The sequence below is a fragment of the Streptomyces tamarix genome (assembly GCF_032423885.1).
GTDB classification, from domain to species: domain Bacteria; phylum Actinomycetota; class Actinomycetes; order Streptomycetales; family Streptomycetaceae; genus Streptomyces; species Streptomyces tamarix.
Genome location: NZ_JAWCTQ010000001.1, coordinates 359,201 through 373,811 on the forward strand (window position 1 = coordinate 359,201; position 14,611 = coordinate 373,811).

Consider the following 14,611-nt stretch of genomic DNA (forward strand, 5'->3'; position numbering starts at 1 on the left):
CGGATCCTCGAAGGATCCGGGCCCTGGCTTTCAGTAGCGGGGACAGGATTTGAACCTGCGACCTCTGGGTTATGAGCCCAGCGAGCTACCGAGCTGCTCCACCCCGCGCCGTTGTGTGTTCCACCGTATCACGGCGCGGGAGGGGCGTTGCGCGGCCCCCTCGGCGGGGGCCGCGGCCGGTCAGCCGGTACTGCCGGTACTGCCGCTCCGGGCGGCGCCCTGGGCGGTGCCGCCGCGGGCGGTCGAGCCCTGGGACGGCTTCTGGTCGGTGCCCTTGCGCTGGGCGTCGGCGTCGGCGGCGCGCCGAAGCGCCTCCGCGAGCTCCTGCTGGGCCTTGCCGTACGCCTCCCAGTCGCCCCTCTTGAGCGCCGCCTCGCCGTCCGTGAACGCCTTCTGGGCGTCCTCGATGGCCTGCTTGAGCGCGGCCTCGCCGGTGGCCGGCGGGCGCGGCTGCTGCGGGTTCGTCGACGGCGGCGGTGTGGTGGGCGTCTCGCCCTCCACGCCGAACACCGCGTTGAGCGCGGCCCCGAGGCTGTCCTCGAACCTCGTGGTGTCCTTCGTGGCGTCGCCCTCCGGCTTGCTCGCGTCGATGTACGACACCGCCACCTTCTTCAGCAGCGGGTAGAGCGCGCTGCGGCCCTGGGCGTAGACCGGCTCGACGTACAGGAACCCGCCGTCCAGCGGCACGGTGAGCAGGTTGCCGTACTCGATCTCCGAGTCGGCGCCCTTCATGTCGCGGACGAACGTCGCCACGTCGGGGAGGCTGTTGAGCTTGCTCTGCACCTGGGCGGGGCCCGGCACTTCGGACGTGACCCTCAGCAGCCTTATGCGGCCGTAGTCCTTGCTGTTCGCATCGGCGTCGACGGCCATGAACGCGCCCAGGTTGGGTCGCCCGTTCGGCGTGAACGTCGTCGTCAGCGAGAACCGCTGCTGCGTGTCCCCGGGCATCTTCAGGCTCAGGTAGTACGGCGGGACCGCGTTGCCGTCCTTCTTCGTCGGGTCGGCCGGCACCTGCCAGGCGTCGGAGCCGCTGTAGAACTGGGCGGCGTCGCGCACGTGGTACCGGGTCAGCAGTTCGCGCTGGACCTTGAACATGTCCTGCGGGTACCGCAGGTGGGACTTCAGGTCGTCCTTGATGGCGCTCTTGGGCAGCACCGTGCCGGGGAACGCCTTCATCCAGGTCTTCAGGACCGGGTCCTTGGTGTCCCACTGGTACAGCTTCACCGAGCCGTCGTACGCGTCGACGGTGGCCTTCACCGAGTTGCGGATGTAGTTGACCTGGTTCTGCTGGGCGACGACCGTGCGGGTCTGGTTCCCGGCGGTCAGCGAGTCCGCGGTGGTGTCACCGAGGGTCGTGCGCGACGCGTACGGGTAGCCGTTGGTCGTCGTGTAGGCGTCGACGATCCACTGGATGCGGCCGTCGACGACCGCCGGGTAGGCGTCGCCGTCGATGGTCAGCCACGGGGCGACCGCCTCCACGCGCTGCTTGGGCGTGCGGTTGTACAGGATGTGCGAGCCCTCGCCGATGGCGCCCGAGTACAGGATCTGCGGCTCGCTGAAGGCCACGGCGTACGCGGCGCGGTTGAAGGCGTTGGACAGGCTGACGCCGCTGTCGCCGCGGTAGCTGGTGGTCCGCTCGCCGTTCGCCTCGTAGTCGAGCTCCTTCTGCGGGCCGCCGACGATCGAGTACTGCTCGGTCTTCTCGCCGTAGTAGATCCGCTGCTCGTACTTGGGCATCTGGCCGGAGGTCGGCAGGCCGCTCTCGGTGAAGATCGGGGAGCCCGTGGTGTCCACCGACGTGCCCGTGGCCATGATCGCGCCGTAGCCGTGGGTGTAGGTGAAGTGGTCGTTGATCCAGTTCCGCTTCGGGATGCCCTTGATGTTGAGCTCGCGCAGACCGACGACGGTGTCCTTGCCCTCGTACCGGTCGACGTCGAGCGTGACGGGGAACTGGTAGTACTTCCGCTTCTGCTCCAGTTGCTGGAACGTCGGCGAGACGATGTTCGGGTCGACGAGCCGATAGCTGGCCGCGGCGTCCGAGTCCTTGCGCAGTTGCTCCTTCGACTTGACGGTCGCCTTGCCCGTGTAGTTCTCGGGGACCGTCGTGTCGATCGCGTACGCCTTGCGCGTCGCCTCGATGTTCTTCTTGATGTACGGCGCTTCCTTGGCCTGCTCGTTCGGCTGGACCTGGAACTTCTGCACGATCGCCGGGTAGAGGCCGCCGATCAGGATCGCCGACAGGACCATCAGGCCGAAGCCGATGACCGGCAACTGCCACGTGCGGCGCCACAGCGTCGCGAAGAAGAGCAGGGCGCAGATGACCGCGATGCAGAAGAGGATCGTCTTCGCCGGCAGGTAGGCGTTGGCGTCGACGTACCGCAGGCCCGTCCAGTTGCCCGCCGCCTTGAAGTCGCTGGACTTCACCGCCAGGCCGTACCGGTCGAGCCAGTACGCGACGGCCTTCAGCGACACGAAGACGCCGAGCAGCACCGACAGGTGGCCCGTGGCCGCGGCCGTGGCGCGCGCGCCCGGGCTGGTGACGCGCAGCCCGCCGTACAGGTAGTGCGTGAGGGTGGCGGCGATCAGGGACAGCACCGTGGCCGCGAAGCCGAAGCCGAGCAGGAACCGGTACCAGGGCAGGTCGAACGCGTAGAACGCGACGTCCATGCCGAACTGCGGGTCCTTCTCGCCGAAGCGCACGCCGTTCACCCACATGAGCCAGGTGCGCCACTGGCCGGAGGCGGACGCGCCGGCGATCAGGCCGACGAGCGCCGTGATCCCGAGGAGCACCCACTTCTTGTAGGGGGCCACGCCCATGCGGTACCGGTCGAGGCTCTGCTGCTCCAGCGACATCGCGCTCAGCGGCGGCCGCAGCCGGTGCGCGAGCCAGACGTTCAGCCCGACGGCGAGGGCCATCAGCAGACCGAAGACGGCGAACATGCCGACCTTGGTCCACAGCGTGGTGGTGAAGACGGACGAGTACGCGACGGACCTGTACCAGAGCCAGTCCGTCCAGAACCCGGCGAACATGACGAAGAGCATGGCCAGGACGGCCAGCACCCCCAGCGTCATGAGCAGGGTGCGGGCCCGCCGGGACGGCCGGCCGACTCTGATCCGTGGCCCGGTCGGGCCTCCGCCGCGGTCCGGCATCTGGAAAGCCAACGTGCGCCCCTCGAGTTCGCGGTCGTGTGTTGCCTGTGTGGTGCTGTGGCCCCGGTTTTCCGCGGGCCCCACTGATGCAACTTACTGAAGCTTTACCTGGTTCCCGTCTTCGGGTCGAGAAGAGGCAGGATATTGACCATGTCCAATGTTTCTCCCTCCGGCCCTCCGATGGCCGCCGGTCCGCTCACACGCGCGGTCCTCGAAATCGACGAGTACGCCTCGGGGCTCGGCTGGGACCAGCCGGCCCGCCTGTTCGCCCTCGTCGACACGGCGCGGCTGCGCGCCGACGAGCCGGAGCTGGCCGCCCAGCTGGGGCTCGACGCCGACGAGGCCGCCGCGCCGCTCACCCCGATCGAGCAGGACGAGCTGCCGACCGGGGCCCCGCTCGACGAGTTCCTCGCGACGGTCGCCTGGCCCGATGCGGTCGCCGGGTGCGCGCTGACCGTGGAGCGGCTGATGCTCCCGCCGTCCGCCGAGGGGTCCGTGCCGGACGGGCTCGACGAGGCGGCGCTGGCGAAGTGGGTCGCGGCCCACCCGGACCGGCAGGAGGTGCGGATGACCGTGGCCGTCCTGCGCAGCGGCGCGCGCGAGTCGGCGATCCGGCTCCGCGAGAAGGACTCCCCCACGGAGGTCCTGACCGGCTCGGACCTGGTGCCGGGGCTGGCGGAGGCGCTGTCCGCCACGTTCGAGGGCTGACCGCCCGGCCCGGCCCGCTTCCGGTGCGGACCGCTCCCGGCCCGCTTCCGGCGTGGGCCGGTCAGGCCCGCTTCCGGCGCGGGCCGGGAGCGGTGGCCGGGGTACGGCCGCGGGCCGGGAAAGGGGGCCGCGGGAGGCTTCCCCCGGTCGGTCAGCTCCGTGAGCAGCCGGGGAGGCCCGCGGTGTCGCCCTCGCGCACCTTCTCCAGCGACTTCACCGCGTCCGCGATCGTGTCGACCTTGATCAGCGTCAGCCCGTCCGGGACGTCCGACGCGGCGGCCGGGCAGTTGGCGGCGGGGGTCAGGAAGTACGTCGCCCCGGCGTCGCGCGCGCCCACCAGCTTCATCTGGATGCCGCCGATCGGGCCGACCTTGCCGGTCTCGTCGATGGTTCCCGTCCCGGCGACGAAGCGGCCGCCCGTCAGGGCGCCGGGGGTCAGCTTGTCGACGATGCCGAGGGCGAACATCAGGCCGGCGCTCGGCCCGCCCACGTCCTCGAGCTTGATGTCGATCTGGAACGGGAACGTGTGGTCCGTGCCGGCCTGGATGCCGACGACGGCCCGGTCCGCGTCGTCCGCCCGCCTGGTGGTGACGGTGATCTCCTCGGTGGTGGTCGGCTCGCGGCGGGCCTTCTCCGCCGCGGCGGCGTCCTTGGCCGGGACGATGGTGAAGTCGACCGGCTTGCCGGGCCGCCGCTTGGTGACGATCGCCGCCACGTCCTTGGGCTCCCGTACGGGCGTGCCGTCGACCTCCTTGATCACGTCGCCGGCGTGCAGCCTGCCCTCGGCGGGGCTGTCCTTCTGGACGGACGAGACGACCACGCGGGACGCCACGGGGAGGCCCAGTTGCCGGAGCGCGGCGACACGGGCGCTCTCCTGGGACTGGCTGAACTCCTCGGCGTTCTCCTGCGTCGACTGCTCCTCGGTCTTGCCGTCCGGGTAGAGCGTGTCGTGCGGGACGACGACGCTGTCGTGGGCGAGCCACCCGGCGACGGCCTCCACGAGGTTCATCCGGTACTCCGCTCCGGTGACCCTGACGGTCGTCATGTTGAGGTGGCCGGAAGTGGGGTACGTCTCGTGGCCGGAGACCTGGAGCACCGGTTCGCCGCCGGAGTCGCCCAGGGTGTTGACCGTCGGCCCCGGGCTCATTTCGGAGTAGGGCACCGGGATGAGCACTCCCGCGCAGAGCAGCGCGATGAGGGCGAGGGTGGCGGCGAGCATCGTCACGGTGCGGCGTGGCATGGAACGACAGTACGGGACCCGTCCGCCCGTGCACCCTCGGGGCCGCCGTCCGGGGTGATCGTCGGATGGATCAGCCGCGGGAGCGGGCCCTGTCCATCGCGTCGCGGAAACGCGCGTAGCCGTCCAGCTCGGCTATGTCCTCGGTGGTACGGCTCCGCGCGGCCCAGCCTCCCCATATCGCGGCGCCGACGGCAGCCGACAGCGGAATCAGCAACCAGGCGAGTGCTGCCATCGCGACCTCCCCAAAGTGAAAGCGACTGGATGATCAGCAGATTAACCAGCTTTCCTTTCAACGCTGCTGCCGGGGAGGGGGTTACGCAAATCGGGCGGTGGGGCGGCGTCGGGGGGCCGGTCAGCAGGAGCCGACCCACTCCTCGGTGCCGTCGGAGAAGCGCTGGTGCTTCCAGATCGGGACCTCGTGCTTGAGGTCGTCGATCAGCTTCCGGCACGCCGCGAACGCCTCCGCGCGGTGCGGGCACGCCACGGCGACGACCACCGCGAGGTCGCCGACCACCAGGTCACCCACCCGGTGGACGGCGGCGAGGGCGCGTACGGGGAAGTCCGCGACCACCTTCTCCGCCACCCGCCGCAGCTCGGCCTCGGCCGTGGGGTGGCTGGAGTAGCCGAGCGCGTCCACGTCGGCGCCGCCGTCGTGGTCGCGCACGGTCCCGACGAAGAGGGCGGTGCCGCCGGCGGCGTCGTCGCCGACGGCCCGGAACACCTCGTCGAGGGAGAGCGGCGTGTCACGGATCGCCAGCAGCCGGATCGGTTCTTCGGCGGCGCGCTCACCGGGGTGGTCGTGGAGGGAAGCCATGCCCCCATCGTGCCGCACGCCCCCGCTCCGCGGAATTGCCCGTTCGCCCGGCGGACACCCCCGCCGCTTTGGAGCCTCCTACAGGCCCCTGCCCGGGGTCACGGGCCCCGGCGGCGGGCCCGGGGTCACAGGCCCCGGCGGCGGCGGGCCCGGCGGACGAGGGCGGCCGTGCCGAGGAGGGCCACCGTGGCGCCCGCCGCACCCGCGGCCGTGGCGTCCTTGCGGCCGAGGCGGCGGCCGGCGACGGTGCGGCGGCCGGCGACCTCCTCCAGGAGCGCGGCCAGCACCTCCTCGTTGGTCCAGGCGGGCCGCCAGCCGGCGTCGTGGAGCCGGCCGACGCTCACCACCCACGGGTGCATCGTGTACGCCAGGTCGCCGGCCGGTGACGGGGTGAGGCCGATGCGGTGCAGCCGGGCCGCCGCACCCAGCGCGACGGCGGACGGCAGCTCCATCCGCCGGATGCCGCTGAGCTCCTCGACCTCCTCCTGCTCCAGCCACCCGTCGCAGCCGACCGCGAACTCCCCGTCGGCCTTCTCCAGCGCCGCGTACTCCAGCGCGCTCACCAGGTCCTCGACGTGGCAGAACTGCCAGGCCGGCCGCGACCCGGCGACGACCAGCAGCCGCGGCGACTCGAAGTAGCGCGTCAGGGCGGTGTCGGTGCCCCCGACGAGGGTGGCGGGGCGTACGACGGTGACGTTGAGCCCCGGGTGGGCGCGGGGCGCCCGGCGCGCGAGGCGCTCGATCTCCAGCAGGTCGCCCACCCCGGTCGCCTCCGCGGTGGCCCGCAGCTCGGCGTCCTCGGAGAGCGGGATGTCGTTGTCGGGCAGGGCGCCGTACACCATGGCGGAAGTGCACAGGACGACGCGGCGGACCCCCGCCGCCGCGGCGGCCGTGAGCACCGTCTGCGTACCGCGTACGTTGTACGCCGTTCGGGCGGCGGGGTCGGTCTCCAGGTCGAGGTCGAGCGCCAGGTGCACCACGACGTCCGCGCCGCGCAGCTTCTCGGCGATGGCCGGGTCCCGTACGTCCAGGACGTGCCACAGCGCCTCGGACACCTCGCCGCGGCGCTCGTCGATCGCGACGACCTGCTTGATCTCCTCGGACGCGGCGAGGCGCCGGGTCAGCAGGGCCCCGACACCGGACGCGGCGCCGGTGACCGCGACGACGGGGCCCCGGGCGGCGGAGGGGGTTGAACGGTTTCGCGCTGCGCGAACCTGCGGATCTGGGGAACTCACCAGGCGTCTCCAGCGGTTGTCTTCAGTACGTACGCGGACAAGGCGTGCGCACCAGGTGGCGTCCATCCTGCCGCAGCCGGTGCGCGGGCGGAGCACCGAGCCCCGTACCCGGCCGGGATGTCTACGCTGGGTGTGATGTCGGGCAACCGCCGTCGGCGCGAGGCCGGCGGCCCAACGAGCCGAGGAAACCCGTGAGCGACACCCCATTCGGATTCGGCCTTCCGCCGGAGGAGCCGGACGACGGCGACGAGGGCAAGAAGAAGCCCGAGGGTGGTGCCAACCCGTTCGGGTTCGGCGGGCTGCCCGGCGGCCAGGGCGGCGCGGACAACCCGTTCGCCGCGATGTTCGGGTCCTTCAACCCGGCCGACCTGGGCGCGGCCTTCCAGCAGCTCGGCCAGATGCTGAGCTACGAGGGCGGTCCCGTGAACTGGGACATGGCCAAGCAGATCGCCCGCCAGACCGTCTCCCAGGGCACCCCGGACGGCACGAAGGACGCCAGCGTGGGCCCCGCCGAGCGGAAGGCCGTCGAGGACGCCGTGCGCCTCGCCGACCTGTGGCTGGACGACGTGACGTCCCTGCCGTCCGGGTCGACCACCGCGGTCGCCTGGTCGCGCGCGGAGTGGGTCGAGGCGACGCTGCCCGCGTGGCAGCAGCTCGTCGACCCGGTCGCGGAGCGCGTCGGCACGGCCATGGGCGACGTGCTGCCGCAGGAGATGCAGGCCATGGCGGGCCCGCTGATCGGCATGATGCGCTCCATGGGCGGCGCCATGTTCGGCCAGCAGATCGGCCACGCCGTGGGCACGCTGGCCGGAGAGGTGGTCGGTTCGACGGACATCGGGCTGCCGCTCGGTCCTTCGGGGAAGGCCGCGCTGCTGCCGCTGAACGTGACGGCGTTCGGCCGTGACCTGAGCGTCCCGCTGGACGAGGTGCGGCTGTACCTGGCGCTGCGCGAGGCGGCCCACCAGCGTCTCTTCGCCCACGTGCCGTGGCTGCGCTCGCACCTGTTCGGCGCGGTCGAGGGCTACGCGCGCGGGATCAAGGTCGACACGTCCAAGCTGGAGGACGCGGTCGCGCAGCTCGACCCGGCCAACCCCGAGCAGCTCCAGGAGGCGCTGCAGCAGGGCATGTTCCAGCCGGAGGAGACGGCCGAGCAGAAGGCGGCCCTGGCCCGGCTGGAGACGGCGCTCGCGCTGGTCGAGGGCTGGGTGGACGCGGTGGTGCACGCGGCGGCCGGCTCCCGGCTGACCTCGGCCGGCGCGCTGCGGGAGACGCTGCGCCGGCGCCGCGCCTCGGGCGGCCCCGCCGAGCAGACCTTCGCGACGCTGATCGGTCTGCAGCTGCGGCCCCGCCGCCTGCGGGACGCCTCGCGGCTGTGGGCCTCGCTCACCGACGCGCGCGGCGTCGACGGCCGGGACGCCCTGTGGGCGCACCCGGACATGCTGCCCACGGCCACGGACCTGGACGACCCGGACGGTTTCGTCCACCGCGAGCAGATGGACTTCTCCGACTGGGACAAGATGCTCGGTGAGGCCGCCGACCGTTCCGACGAGGACGGCAAGGACGACACCGACAAGTGAGCCTGCACGCTGACGCCGTCCTCGTACTGAAGGAGTACGGGGACCAGGAAGAACTGCGCCGCACGTATCTGGACCACCTCTCGGCGTACGAGGACGCGATGTGGAGGTCCTGCGCGGCCGGGCACCTCACGGCCAGCGCGCTGGTGGTGGACCCGGAGCGCGGCCGGGTGCTGCTGACCCTGCACAGGAAGCTGCGCATGTGGCTCCAGATGGGCGGCCACTGCGAGCCCGGCGACCGCACGATGGCCGAGGCCGCGCTCCGCGAGGCGACCGAGGAGTCCGGCATCCCGGGCCTGACGCTGCTGCCGGGCGGCCCGGTGCGGCTGGACCGGCACTCCACGCCCTGTGCCTGGCACCTGGACGTGCAGTACGCGGCGGTGGCGCCGCCGGGCGCGGTGGAGGCGATCAGCGACGAGTCGCTGGACCTGCGCTGGTTCGCGTACGACGACGTGGCGGGCGTGGCCGACGGGTCGGTGGCCGGGCTGGTGGAGCAGACCCTGGCGCGCCTGTAGCCGGAGGCGGCCCGCCGTCGCGGGAGGAGGTGTGGGGGCGGCCCGTCGCGGCGGGCCGCCCCCACGCGTTCAGTTCCAGGCGTTGTTCTGGTTCTGCCCGTGCGCGCCGTGCTGACCGACGCCGAACTGGGCGGCGACGCCCTGCCCGATCCGGGCGCCCTGCGGCGGCATGACCTCGCTGGGCTGGACGAGGGCGAAGCCCTGGCCGAGGAAGTTCAGCTCCCAGCCCTCCCCCGTGTCGCCGCGGCGCCGGCGGATGTTCGACGAGTGGGTCTGCGCCTGCATCTGCACGCGCAGCGACGACGACCAGGCGACGATCGCGTCCGCGTCGACGTTGACGTACGTGTCCGGGGTGACCCGGAGCATCAGCGGCTGGCCGGAGGTCATGAGGGCGACCTGGCCGCGACCGGAGACGTTCAGCTGGTACTTGCCGGAGCCGGAGATGCCGTACTGGCTGTCCACGGCGATGACCTCGGTGTGCAGCGACGAGTCGAGGGCCAGCACGTAGGCGCTGTCCACCGTCAGCCCGTCCTGGTCGACCTCCACGACGTGGATGTGCTGCGCCAGGTTGGCGAGGTAGACGGTGCCCTGGCCGGAACAGCGCATCAGGTCGAGCCCCTCGCCGGTGTTGGCGCGGGCCGTGCGCTGGTTCTGGTTCTGGTACTCCCCGTCGAAGTCCATCAGCCCCTGGTACGCCACCATGGCGCCCTTGCGGGCGAGGACGTCGTCGTGACCGGTGAGGGCGACCCGCAGGAGCTGCGGGTTCTGCACGGTGTACCGGTCCTGGCTCTGCTGTTCCGCGTAGCTGAAAAGCGGGCTATGCATGATCTGTTTCGCTCCCCCGGCTCAGTTCCGGATCCGCAGGCGGTCGGTACTGTCCTCGCTCGGCTGTACGACGACGATGCCCTGGCCCGAGAAGGCCATCTGGTACGCCTCGCCGCTGCCCCGCCCGATCAGGGAGGACGCCTTGAAGCTGCGCTTCCCCTTCACCTTCAGGGCCGGCGACCAGGCGACGAGCGCGTCCGGGTCGACGTACGTCTCGTCGTCGCCGCGACCGCAGTCGACGACGACCGGCGTGCCGCGCGAGGTGAGCGCGACCCAGCCGGTGCCGGCGATCCGCACGTTCCACAGCCCCTGGCCGGCGAACTTCGCCATGCCCTTGACCCGCTCGACGCCCCACTGGAGGTGCGCGTCGAAGGCCAGCACGTTGGTGCCGTTGACGGACAGGGCGTCGTTGTCGAGGTGGACGACGACCACGTCGGCGCCGTAGTCGGCAAGGTACAGCAGGCCGTCGCCGGAGCACTTCATCAGGGGCGCGCCCTCGCCGGTGACCCAGGAGGAGGCGATCTGACGCACGGCGGGCGGGTTCGGCTCGTACTGGATGAAGCCCTCGTACGCGACGACGGATCCGGTGCGGGCGAACAGGTCCTGGCCGGTGGCCATGGCGACCTTCAGCATGGCGTTGCCGTGGTTCTCCATGCGGGCCGCGGTCGCGGTCGGGGCGTAGCCCGCGAGCTGCTGGTTCATTCTTCGGGCTCCCTCAGACCTCGTAGGGCTGGACGACGACGAAGTTGCCGGGGGCGCCCCGGAACTGGAGGTTCACGGTCTCGCCGCTGTGTCCCGGGTAGGCGTTGCGGCGCAGCCGGACCTGGCTGGAGAGGACCACCTGGGAGGCGGCCGACCAGGCCACGACGGCGTTGCAGTCGGCGAACGTGGTCGGCGTGACCGGCAGGACGACCGGGATGCCCCGCGTCTTCACGACGACCGTGCCGGTGCCGTGGAACAGCATCGTGAACAGCGCGCCGCCGGGGATGCCGTGGCCCTCGATGCGGCGGACCTCGTGGTGCAGCGACTCGTCGAACGCGAGGACGTGCTCGGCGGAGACGCAGATCCCGTCGCCCTGGAGCTCGATGGGGTGCAGCTGGGCGCTGTTCTCGGCGAGGAAGACCTGGCCGCGGCCGGTGCAGCGCATCAGCTGCATCTCCTGACCGGTGGCGTTGCCGACGATGCGGCCGGCGAAACCGGCGCCCTTGTAGCTGAAGTCGACCTTGCCCTGGTACATGACCATGCTGCCCTGGCGGGCGAGCACCGGGGTCTGGTCCATGGCCAGGTCGACCCGTATGAGCTGCGCGTTCTGCGAAGCCCAGCGCTGCCCCGTGGGCGTCTCGCGGTACTTCTGGAGCGCGGCGGCGAGTCCGGCGCCCTGCGGGATGCCGGGCGGGGGACCCTGCGGGACACCGTGCGGGGGACCCTGCGGGACACCGTGCGGCATGCCCGTGGGGGGCGTGCCCGCGGGTGGCTGCTGGCCGTACGGGGCGGGCGCGGGCTGGCTGTACGGGGCGGGTGCGCCGTGCGGCGGGGTCTGGCCCGGTACGTGGCCGTAGGGCGCCGGGGGCTGCGGGTGCTGCGGGTGGCCGTACGGGGTCGGGGGCGACGTGGGTGCTTGCGGGGCGGGCTCGTGCGGGACAGGAGCCTGCGGGGCGGGGGCGGCCGGCGGGGCCAGGGGAGCCGCCATGGTGGGCGCGGCGTGCAGCGGCTGCTGTGGCTGCTGCTGCGTGGAGGCGGGTGCCGGGGCCGGCGAGGTCGGAGCCGGAGCGGGCGGGGCGGCGAAGGCGGGCGCGGGCCGGGCCGGGGCAGGGCCGGCGACCGGGGGCGCGAAGCCCGGGACCGCCTGCTGCTGGGGCTGGGGCGCCTGCTGCGGCTGCTCCTCCTCCAGCACCTCACCGCCGAAGTTCCTCAGCAGCGCTTCCAGGCCCCCGTCGAAGCCCTGGCCGACCGCGGCGAAGCGCCAGCCGTCCTTGCGGTAGAAGTCCCCCAGCATGACCGCGCGCTCGGTGCTGAACTCGGCGCCGCCGAACGCGTAGCGCGCGACCTCCTCGCCGCCCGCGACGATCCGGATGTACCCGGGACCGATCTGCGACATCTGGCCCGCGCCGTCGATCGTCGCCGTGAAGGACAGCTTGTGGATCGCTTCGGGGACGCGGTCGAGCGTGACACGGAAGGACTCGGTGTCACCGGCCTGCGCGCCGAGCAGCTGGATGGACTCCTCGGGGGACTTCGGCTGGTTGAAGAAGACGAAGTACCGGTCGTCGGAGAGCCGCTCGTCGGTGTCGAGGCCGAAGCAACTGATGTCGAAGGTCAGTCCGGGGCCCGCGATCTGCACGCCGACGTACAGATCGGTCCCGGCGGTAAGATCGCTGATCCGGGCCTTGTGGCCCCGTTGGAATTCCCTGGCCATGCGTGACGACCGTCCCCCATCCCGGATTGGTGTGCGTCGCGCCAGGCTAACGGCTGGGTACGACAGGGGACCACGACGGCGACCGGCTCGGTACGGACTCGGTACAGGATCGGTGAACGTCAGTCGCCGGACGGGCGGGGCGGGTGGGGCAGCCGGCCGGCGGCGACCACGCCCTCCAGGTACCCGCGCGCGCGTTCCGTGCGGGGGTACGGCTCCAGGAGTCGCCAGAACCGGGGCCCGTGCCCGGGGACGAGCAGATGCGCCAGCTCGTGCAGGAGGACGTAGTCGACGACGTACTCGGGCATGCCCTGGAGCCGGTGCGACAGGCGGATGCTGCCCTCGGCGGGGGTGCAGGAGCCCCAGCGGGTGTTCTGGTTGGTGACCCAGCGCACGGACGCCGGCCGCGCACGGCCTCCGAGGTACTGGGCGGACAGCCGCTCGGCGCGCTCGGCCAGCTCGGAGTCGCCGGGGCGGCGCCGGCTCTCCTGGGCGGCGAGCTTGTCCAGCATCGTGTCGACCCAGCGCCGCTCCTCCGCCTGCGACATCCGGGCGGGGATCAGCACGACGACCCGGTCGCCCTCCCGGTGGGCGGAGACGGTTCGGCGGCGCCGGGAGCTCCTGCGCACCTCGACGGCGGGCGCCCGCTCGGCGCGGAGCGGTTCGCTGGTCGGACTGGGCTGCGGGTCGGCGGGCACGCACCGACCGTACCCGCCCGCCCGGGGGAAGTCTGCACCGGAAGGCTTCGTGTGCCTCCCGTCCCTCCCGTCCCTCCACAGGCCGCGCCATTTGTATGACGAGATACCCGACCCTGTGGACGGCGCTCCGCAGGGCGGCGGCGTCGGCGGGATGCTGTCCCCGTGACCGGTGATGGGGGGCGGACGTGTATCCGATGGTGAGGCCGGCGCTGCGGCGCGCCTGGCGTGATCTTCAGTACGTGCAGTTCGGGGTGGCGCCCGCGCACGCGGTCGTGGTGGGCCCGGTGGACACGACGACCGGGAGCCTGCTGGAGCTGCTGGACGGGACGCGCGGTGTCGCGCGGCTGCGGGAGGAGGCCCGCGGGCTCGGGGTGCCGGACGGCTGGCTGGAGGCGCTGCTGAACCGGCTGGCGCGGGCCGGGTTGCTGGAGGACACGGCGGCGGGCGGCCGGGCGGCGGACGCGGTGCGACGGGAGGCGGAGGTGCTGGACCGGCTGCGCGCCGATCTCGGGTCGCTGTCGGTGGTGCACCGGGGACCGGGCGAGCCCTTGCGGCGGCTGGCGGCGCGCAGCGGTACGCGGGTGCAGGTCCGGGGCGCGGGCCGGGTCGGGTCGACGATCGCGGCGCTGCTGTCGGCGGCGGGCGTGGGCCGGGTGGACGTGCTGGACGGGGGGCGGGTGGAGCCGTGGGACGTAGCGCCGGGCGGGCTGCCGCCCGAGTCGGTCGGGGAGCGGCGAGACGTGGCGGCCCGGCGGCTGGTGGCGCGGTCGGCACCGGGCGGCCGTCCGGCCCGTGCGGCCGGTGGGGGCGGTGCAGTCGGTGGGGGCGGTGCGGCCGGTGGCGTTGCCGGGACCGGTGGGGGTGGCGGGCCGGAGCCCGCGTTGTCTCTGGTGGTCGTCGCGCCGCGGGACGGTCTCGCGGCGTACGCCCCGGATCCGGTGACGGCCGACGCGTGGGTGGGCACGGGGACGCCGCACCTGTTCGCGGGGGTGCTGGAGGCCACGGGTGTGGTGGGCCCGCTGGTGCTGCCCGGGGAGTCGGCGTGCGCGCGGTGCGTGGAACTGGGTCGGGTGGACGCCGATCCCGCGTGGCCCCGGTTGATGGCGCAGTGGCGGTCGGGCCGCCGGAGCGGCGCCGTGCCGACCGGTGACGTGGGGCTGACGGCTGCGGTGGCCGGGCTGACCGCGGCGCACGCGCTGGCGTTCCTCGACGGGGGCGTGCCGGCGAGCGCGGGCGTCCGGTGGGAGGTGTCGTCACCGCTGCTGGAGTGGCGTGCGCTGCGGGTGCGGCCGCACGGGGAGTGCCCGTGCGGGGCGGAGGAGCGGACCGGGTGGGAGGAGGATCAGGCCGGGTGGGAGGAGGATCAGGCGGATCGGGAGCGGGCCTCGGGAGTCCGGGCCGGGCAGGACACAATGGCGGGGTAACCGCCGTCGGCGGCGCGT

13 protein-coding genes and 1 tRNA gene are annotated in these 14,611 nt (G+C 72.8%); 4 read left to right on the forward strand and 10 right to left on the reverse strand.

Annotated features, from left to right (window positions below; all coding sequences use genetic code 11):
- Nucleotides 1–34 precede the first annotated feature (34 nt).
- Both RND61_RS01595 and RND61_RS01600 read right to left on the reverse strand, forming a co-directional pair.
- Nucleotides 35–108: transfer RNA gene (locus RND61_RS01595), tRNA-Met, on the reverse strand.
- 72 nt (nucleotides 109–180) lie between these two features.
- Nucleotides 181–3,150: a UPF0182 family membrane protein gene (locus RND61_RS01600; RefSeq protein ID WP_315875883.1), complete on the reverse strand. Its 2,970-nt coding sequence runs from the start codon at nucleotides 3,148–3,150 to the stop codon at nucleotides 181–183.
- Nucleotides 3,151–3,300: 150 nt separating this feature from the next.
- On the opposite strand from RND61_RS01600, the gene RND61_RS01605 reads away from it, so the two are divergent.
- On the forward strand, nucleotides 3,301–3,858 hold the full coding sequence (locus RND61_RS01605) for a PPA1309 family protein (RefSeq protein ID WP_315875777.1): 558 nt from the start codon (nucleotides 3,301–3,303) through the stop codon (nucleotides 3,856–3,858).
- Between the two features lie 151 nt (nucleotides 3,859–4,009).
- On the opposite strand, the gene RND61_RS01610 is transcribed toward RND61_RS01605, so the two are convergent.
- The 4 genes from RND61_RS01610 to RND61_RS01625 all read right to left on the reverse strand — a co-directional run bounded on the left by RND61_RS01610 (nucleotide 4,010) and on the right by RND61_RS01625 (nucleotide 7,147).
- On the reverse strand, nucleotides 4,010–5,098 hold the full coding sequence (locus RND61_RS01610; protein ID WP_315875778.1) for a YlbL family protein: 1,089 nt from the start codon (nucleotides 5,096–5,098) through the stop codon (nucleotides 4,010–4,012).
- A gap of 70 nt (nucleotides 5,099–5,168) precedes the next feature.
- On the reverse strand, nucleotides 5,169–5,330 hold the full coding sequence (locus RND61_RS01615; RefSeq protein WP_315875779.1) for a hypothetical protein: 162 nt from the start codon (nucleotides 5,328–5,330) through the stop codon (nucleotides 5,169–5,171).
- A gap of 120 nt (nucleotides 5,331–5,450) precedes the next feature.
- A complete protein-coding gene (locus RND61_RS01620) occupies nucleotides 5,451–5,912 on the reverse strand; it encodes a molybdenum cofactor biosynthesis protein MoaE (RefSeq protein ID WP_315875780.1) in 462 nt (153 codons plus the stop codon).
- A gap of 125 nt (nucleotides 5,913–6,037) precedes the next feature.
- Complete coding sequence (locus tag RND61_RS01625; RefSeq protein ID WP_315875781.1) at nucleotides 6,038–7,147, reverse strand: SDR family oxidoreductase; 1,110 nt, start codon at nucleotides 7,145–7,147, stop codon at nucleotides 6,038–6,040.
- Nucleotides 7,148–7,338: 191 nt separating this feature from the next.
- Here RND61_RS01625 and RND61_RS01630 point away from each other — a divergent pair, with 191 nt between their 5' ends.
- Together RND61_RS01630 and RND61_RS01635 are read left to right on the forward strand one after the other, a co-directional pair.
- Nucleotides 7,339–8,724 (forward strand): zinc-dependent metalloprotease, encoded by a 1,386-nt coding sequence (locus RND61_RS01630; protein WP_315875783.1) that lies wholly within the window; start codon nucleotides 7,339–7,341, stop codon nucleotides 8,722–8,724.
- Nucleotides 8,721–9,236: an NUDIX hydrolase gene (locus RND61_RS01635; RefSeq protein ID WP_315875784.1), complete on the forward strand. Its 516-nt coding sequence runs from the start codon at nucleotides 8,721–8,723 to the stop codon at nucleotides 9,234–9,236. The genes RND61_RS01630 and RND61_RS01635 overlap by 4 nt, the downstream gene beginning before the upstream one ends.
- Before the next feature lie 69 nt (nucleotides 9,237–9,305).
- Here the strand turns inward: RND61_RS01635 and RND61_RS01640 are convergent, their stop codons facing one another.
- The 4 genes from RND61_RS01640 to RND61_RS01655 form a co-directional block, all read right to left on the reverse strand.
- Nucleotides 9,306–10,061, reverse strand: a complete 756-nt coding sequence (locus RND61_RS01640; RefSeq protein ID WP_315875785.1) for an AIM24 family protein — start codon at nucleotides 10,059–10,061, stop codon at nucleotides 9,306–9,308.
- 21 nt (nucleotides 10,062–10,082) lie between these two features.
- Nucleotides 10,083–10,763, reverse strand: a complete 681-nt coding sequence (locus RND61_RS01645; protein ID WP_315875786.1) for an AIM24 family protein — start codon at nucleotides 10,761–10,763, stop codon at nucleotides 10,083–10,085.
- Between the two features lie 13 nt (nucleotides 10,764–10,776).
- A complete protein-coding gene (locus tag RND61_RS01650; protein ID WP_315875787.1) occupies nucleotides 10,777–12,474 on the reverse strand; it encodes a TerD family protein in 1,698 nt (565 codons plus the stop codon).
- 119 nt (nucleotides 12,475–12,593) lie between these two features.
- Nucleotides 12,594–13,169, reverse strand: a complete 576-nt coding sequence (locus RND61_RS01655; protein WP_315875788.1) for a M48 metallopeptidase family protein — start codon at nucleotides 13,167–13,169, stop codon at nucleotides 12,594–12,596.
- A gap of 185 nt (nucleotides 13,170–13,354) precedes the next feature.
- Here RND61_RS01655 and RND61_RS01660 point away from each other — a divergent pair, with 185 nt between their 5' ends.
- Nucleotides 13,355–14,593, forward strand: coding sequence for a ThiF family adenylyltransferase (locus RND61_RS01660; protein WP_315875789.1), 1,239 nt, complete (start codon nucleotides 13,355–13,357; stop codon nucleotides 14,591–14,593).
- Nucleotides 14,594–14,611 lie beyond the last annotated feature (18 nt).

What these genes read in the sequence shown, in the direction of transcription:
- RND61_RS01605 (WP_315875777.1), top strand. Translation starts at nt 3,301, where the DNA reads ATGTCCAATGTTTCTCCCTCCGGCCCTCCGATGGCCGCCGGTCCGCTC.
- RND61_RS01610 (WP_315875778.1), bottom strand. Translation starts at nt 5,098, where the DNA reads ATGCCACGCCGCACCGTGACGATGCTCGCCGCCACCCTCGCCCTCATC.
- RND61_RS01650 (WP_315875787.1), bottom strand. Translation starts at nt 12,474, where the DNA reads ATGGCCAGGGAATTCCAACGGGGCCACAAGGCCCGGATCAGCGATCTT.
- RND61_RS01615 (WP_315875779.1), bottom strand. Translation starts at nt 5,330, where the DNA reads ATGGCAGCACTCGCCTGGTTGCTGATTCCGCTGTCGGCTGCCGTCGGC.
- RND61_RS01640 (WP_315875785.1), bottom strand. Translation starts at nt 10,061, where the DNA reads ATGCATAGCCCGCTTTTCAGCTACGCGGAACAGCAGAGCCAGGACCGG.
- RND61_RS01600 (WP_315875883.1), bottom strand. Translation starts at nt 3,150, where the DNA reads ATGCCGGACCGCGGCGGAGGCCCGACCGGGCCACGGATCAGAGTCGGC.
- RND61_RS01645 (WP_315875786.1), bottom strand. Translation starts at nt 10,763, where the DNA reads ATGAACCAGCAGCTCGCGGGCTACGCCCCGACCGCGACCGCGGCCCGC.
- RND61_RS01620 (WP_315875780.1), bottom strand. Translation starts at nt 5,912, where the DNA reads ATGGCTTCCCTCCACGACCACCCCGGTGAGCGCGCCGCCGAAGAACCG.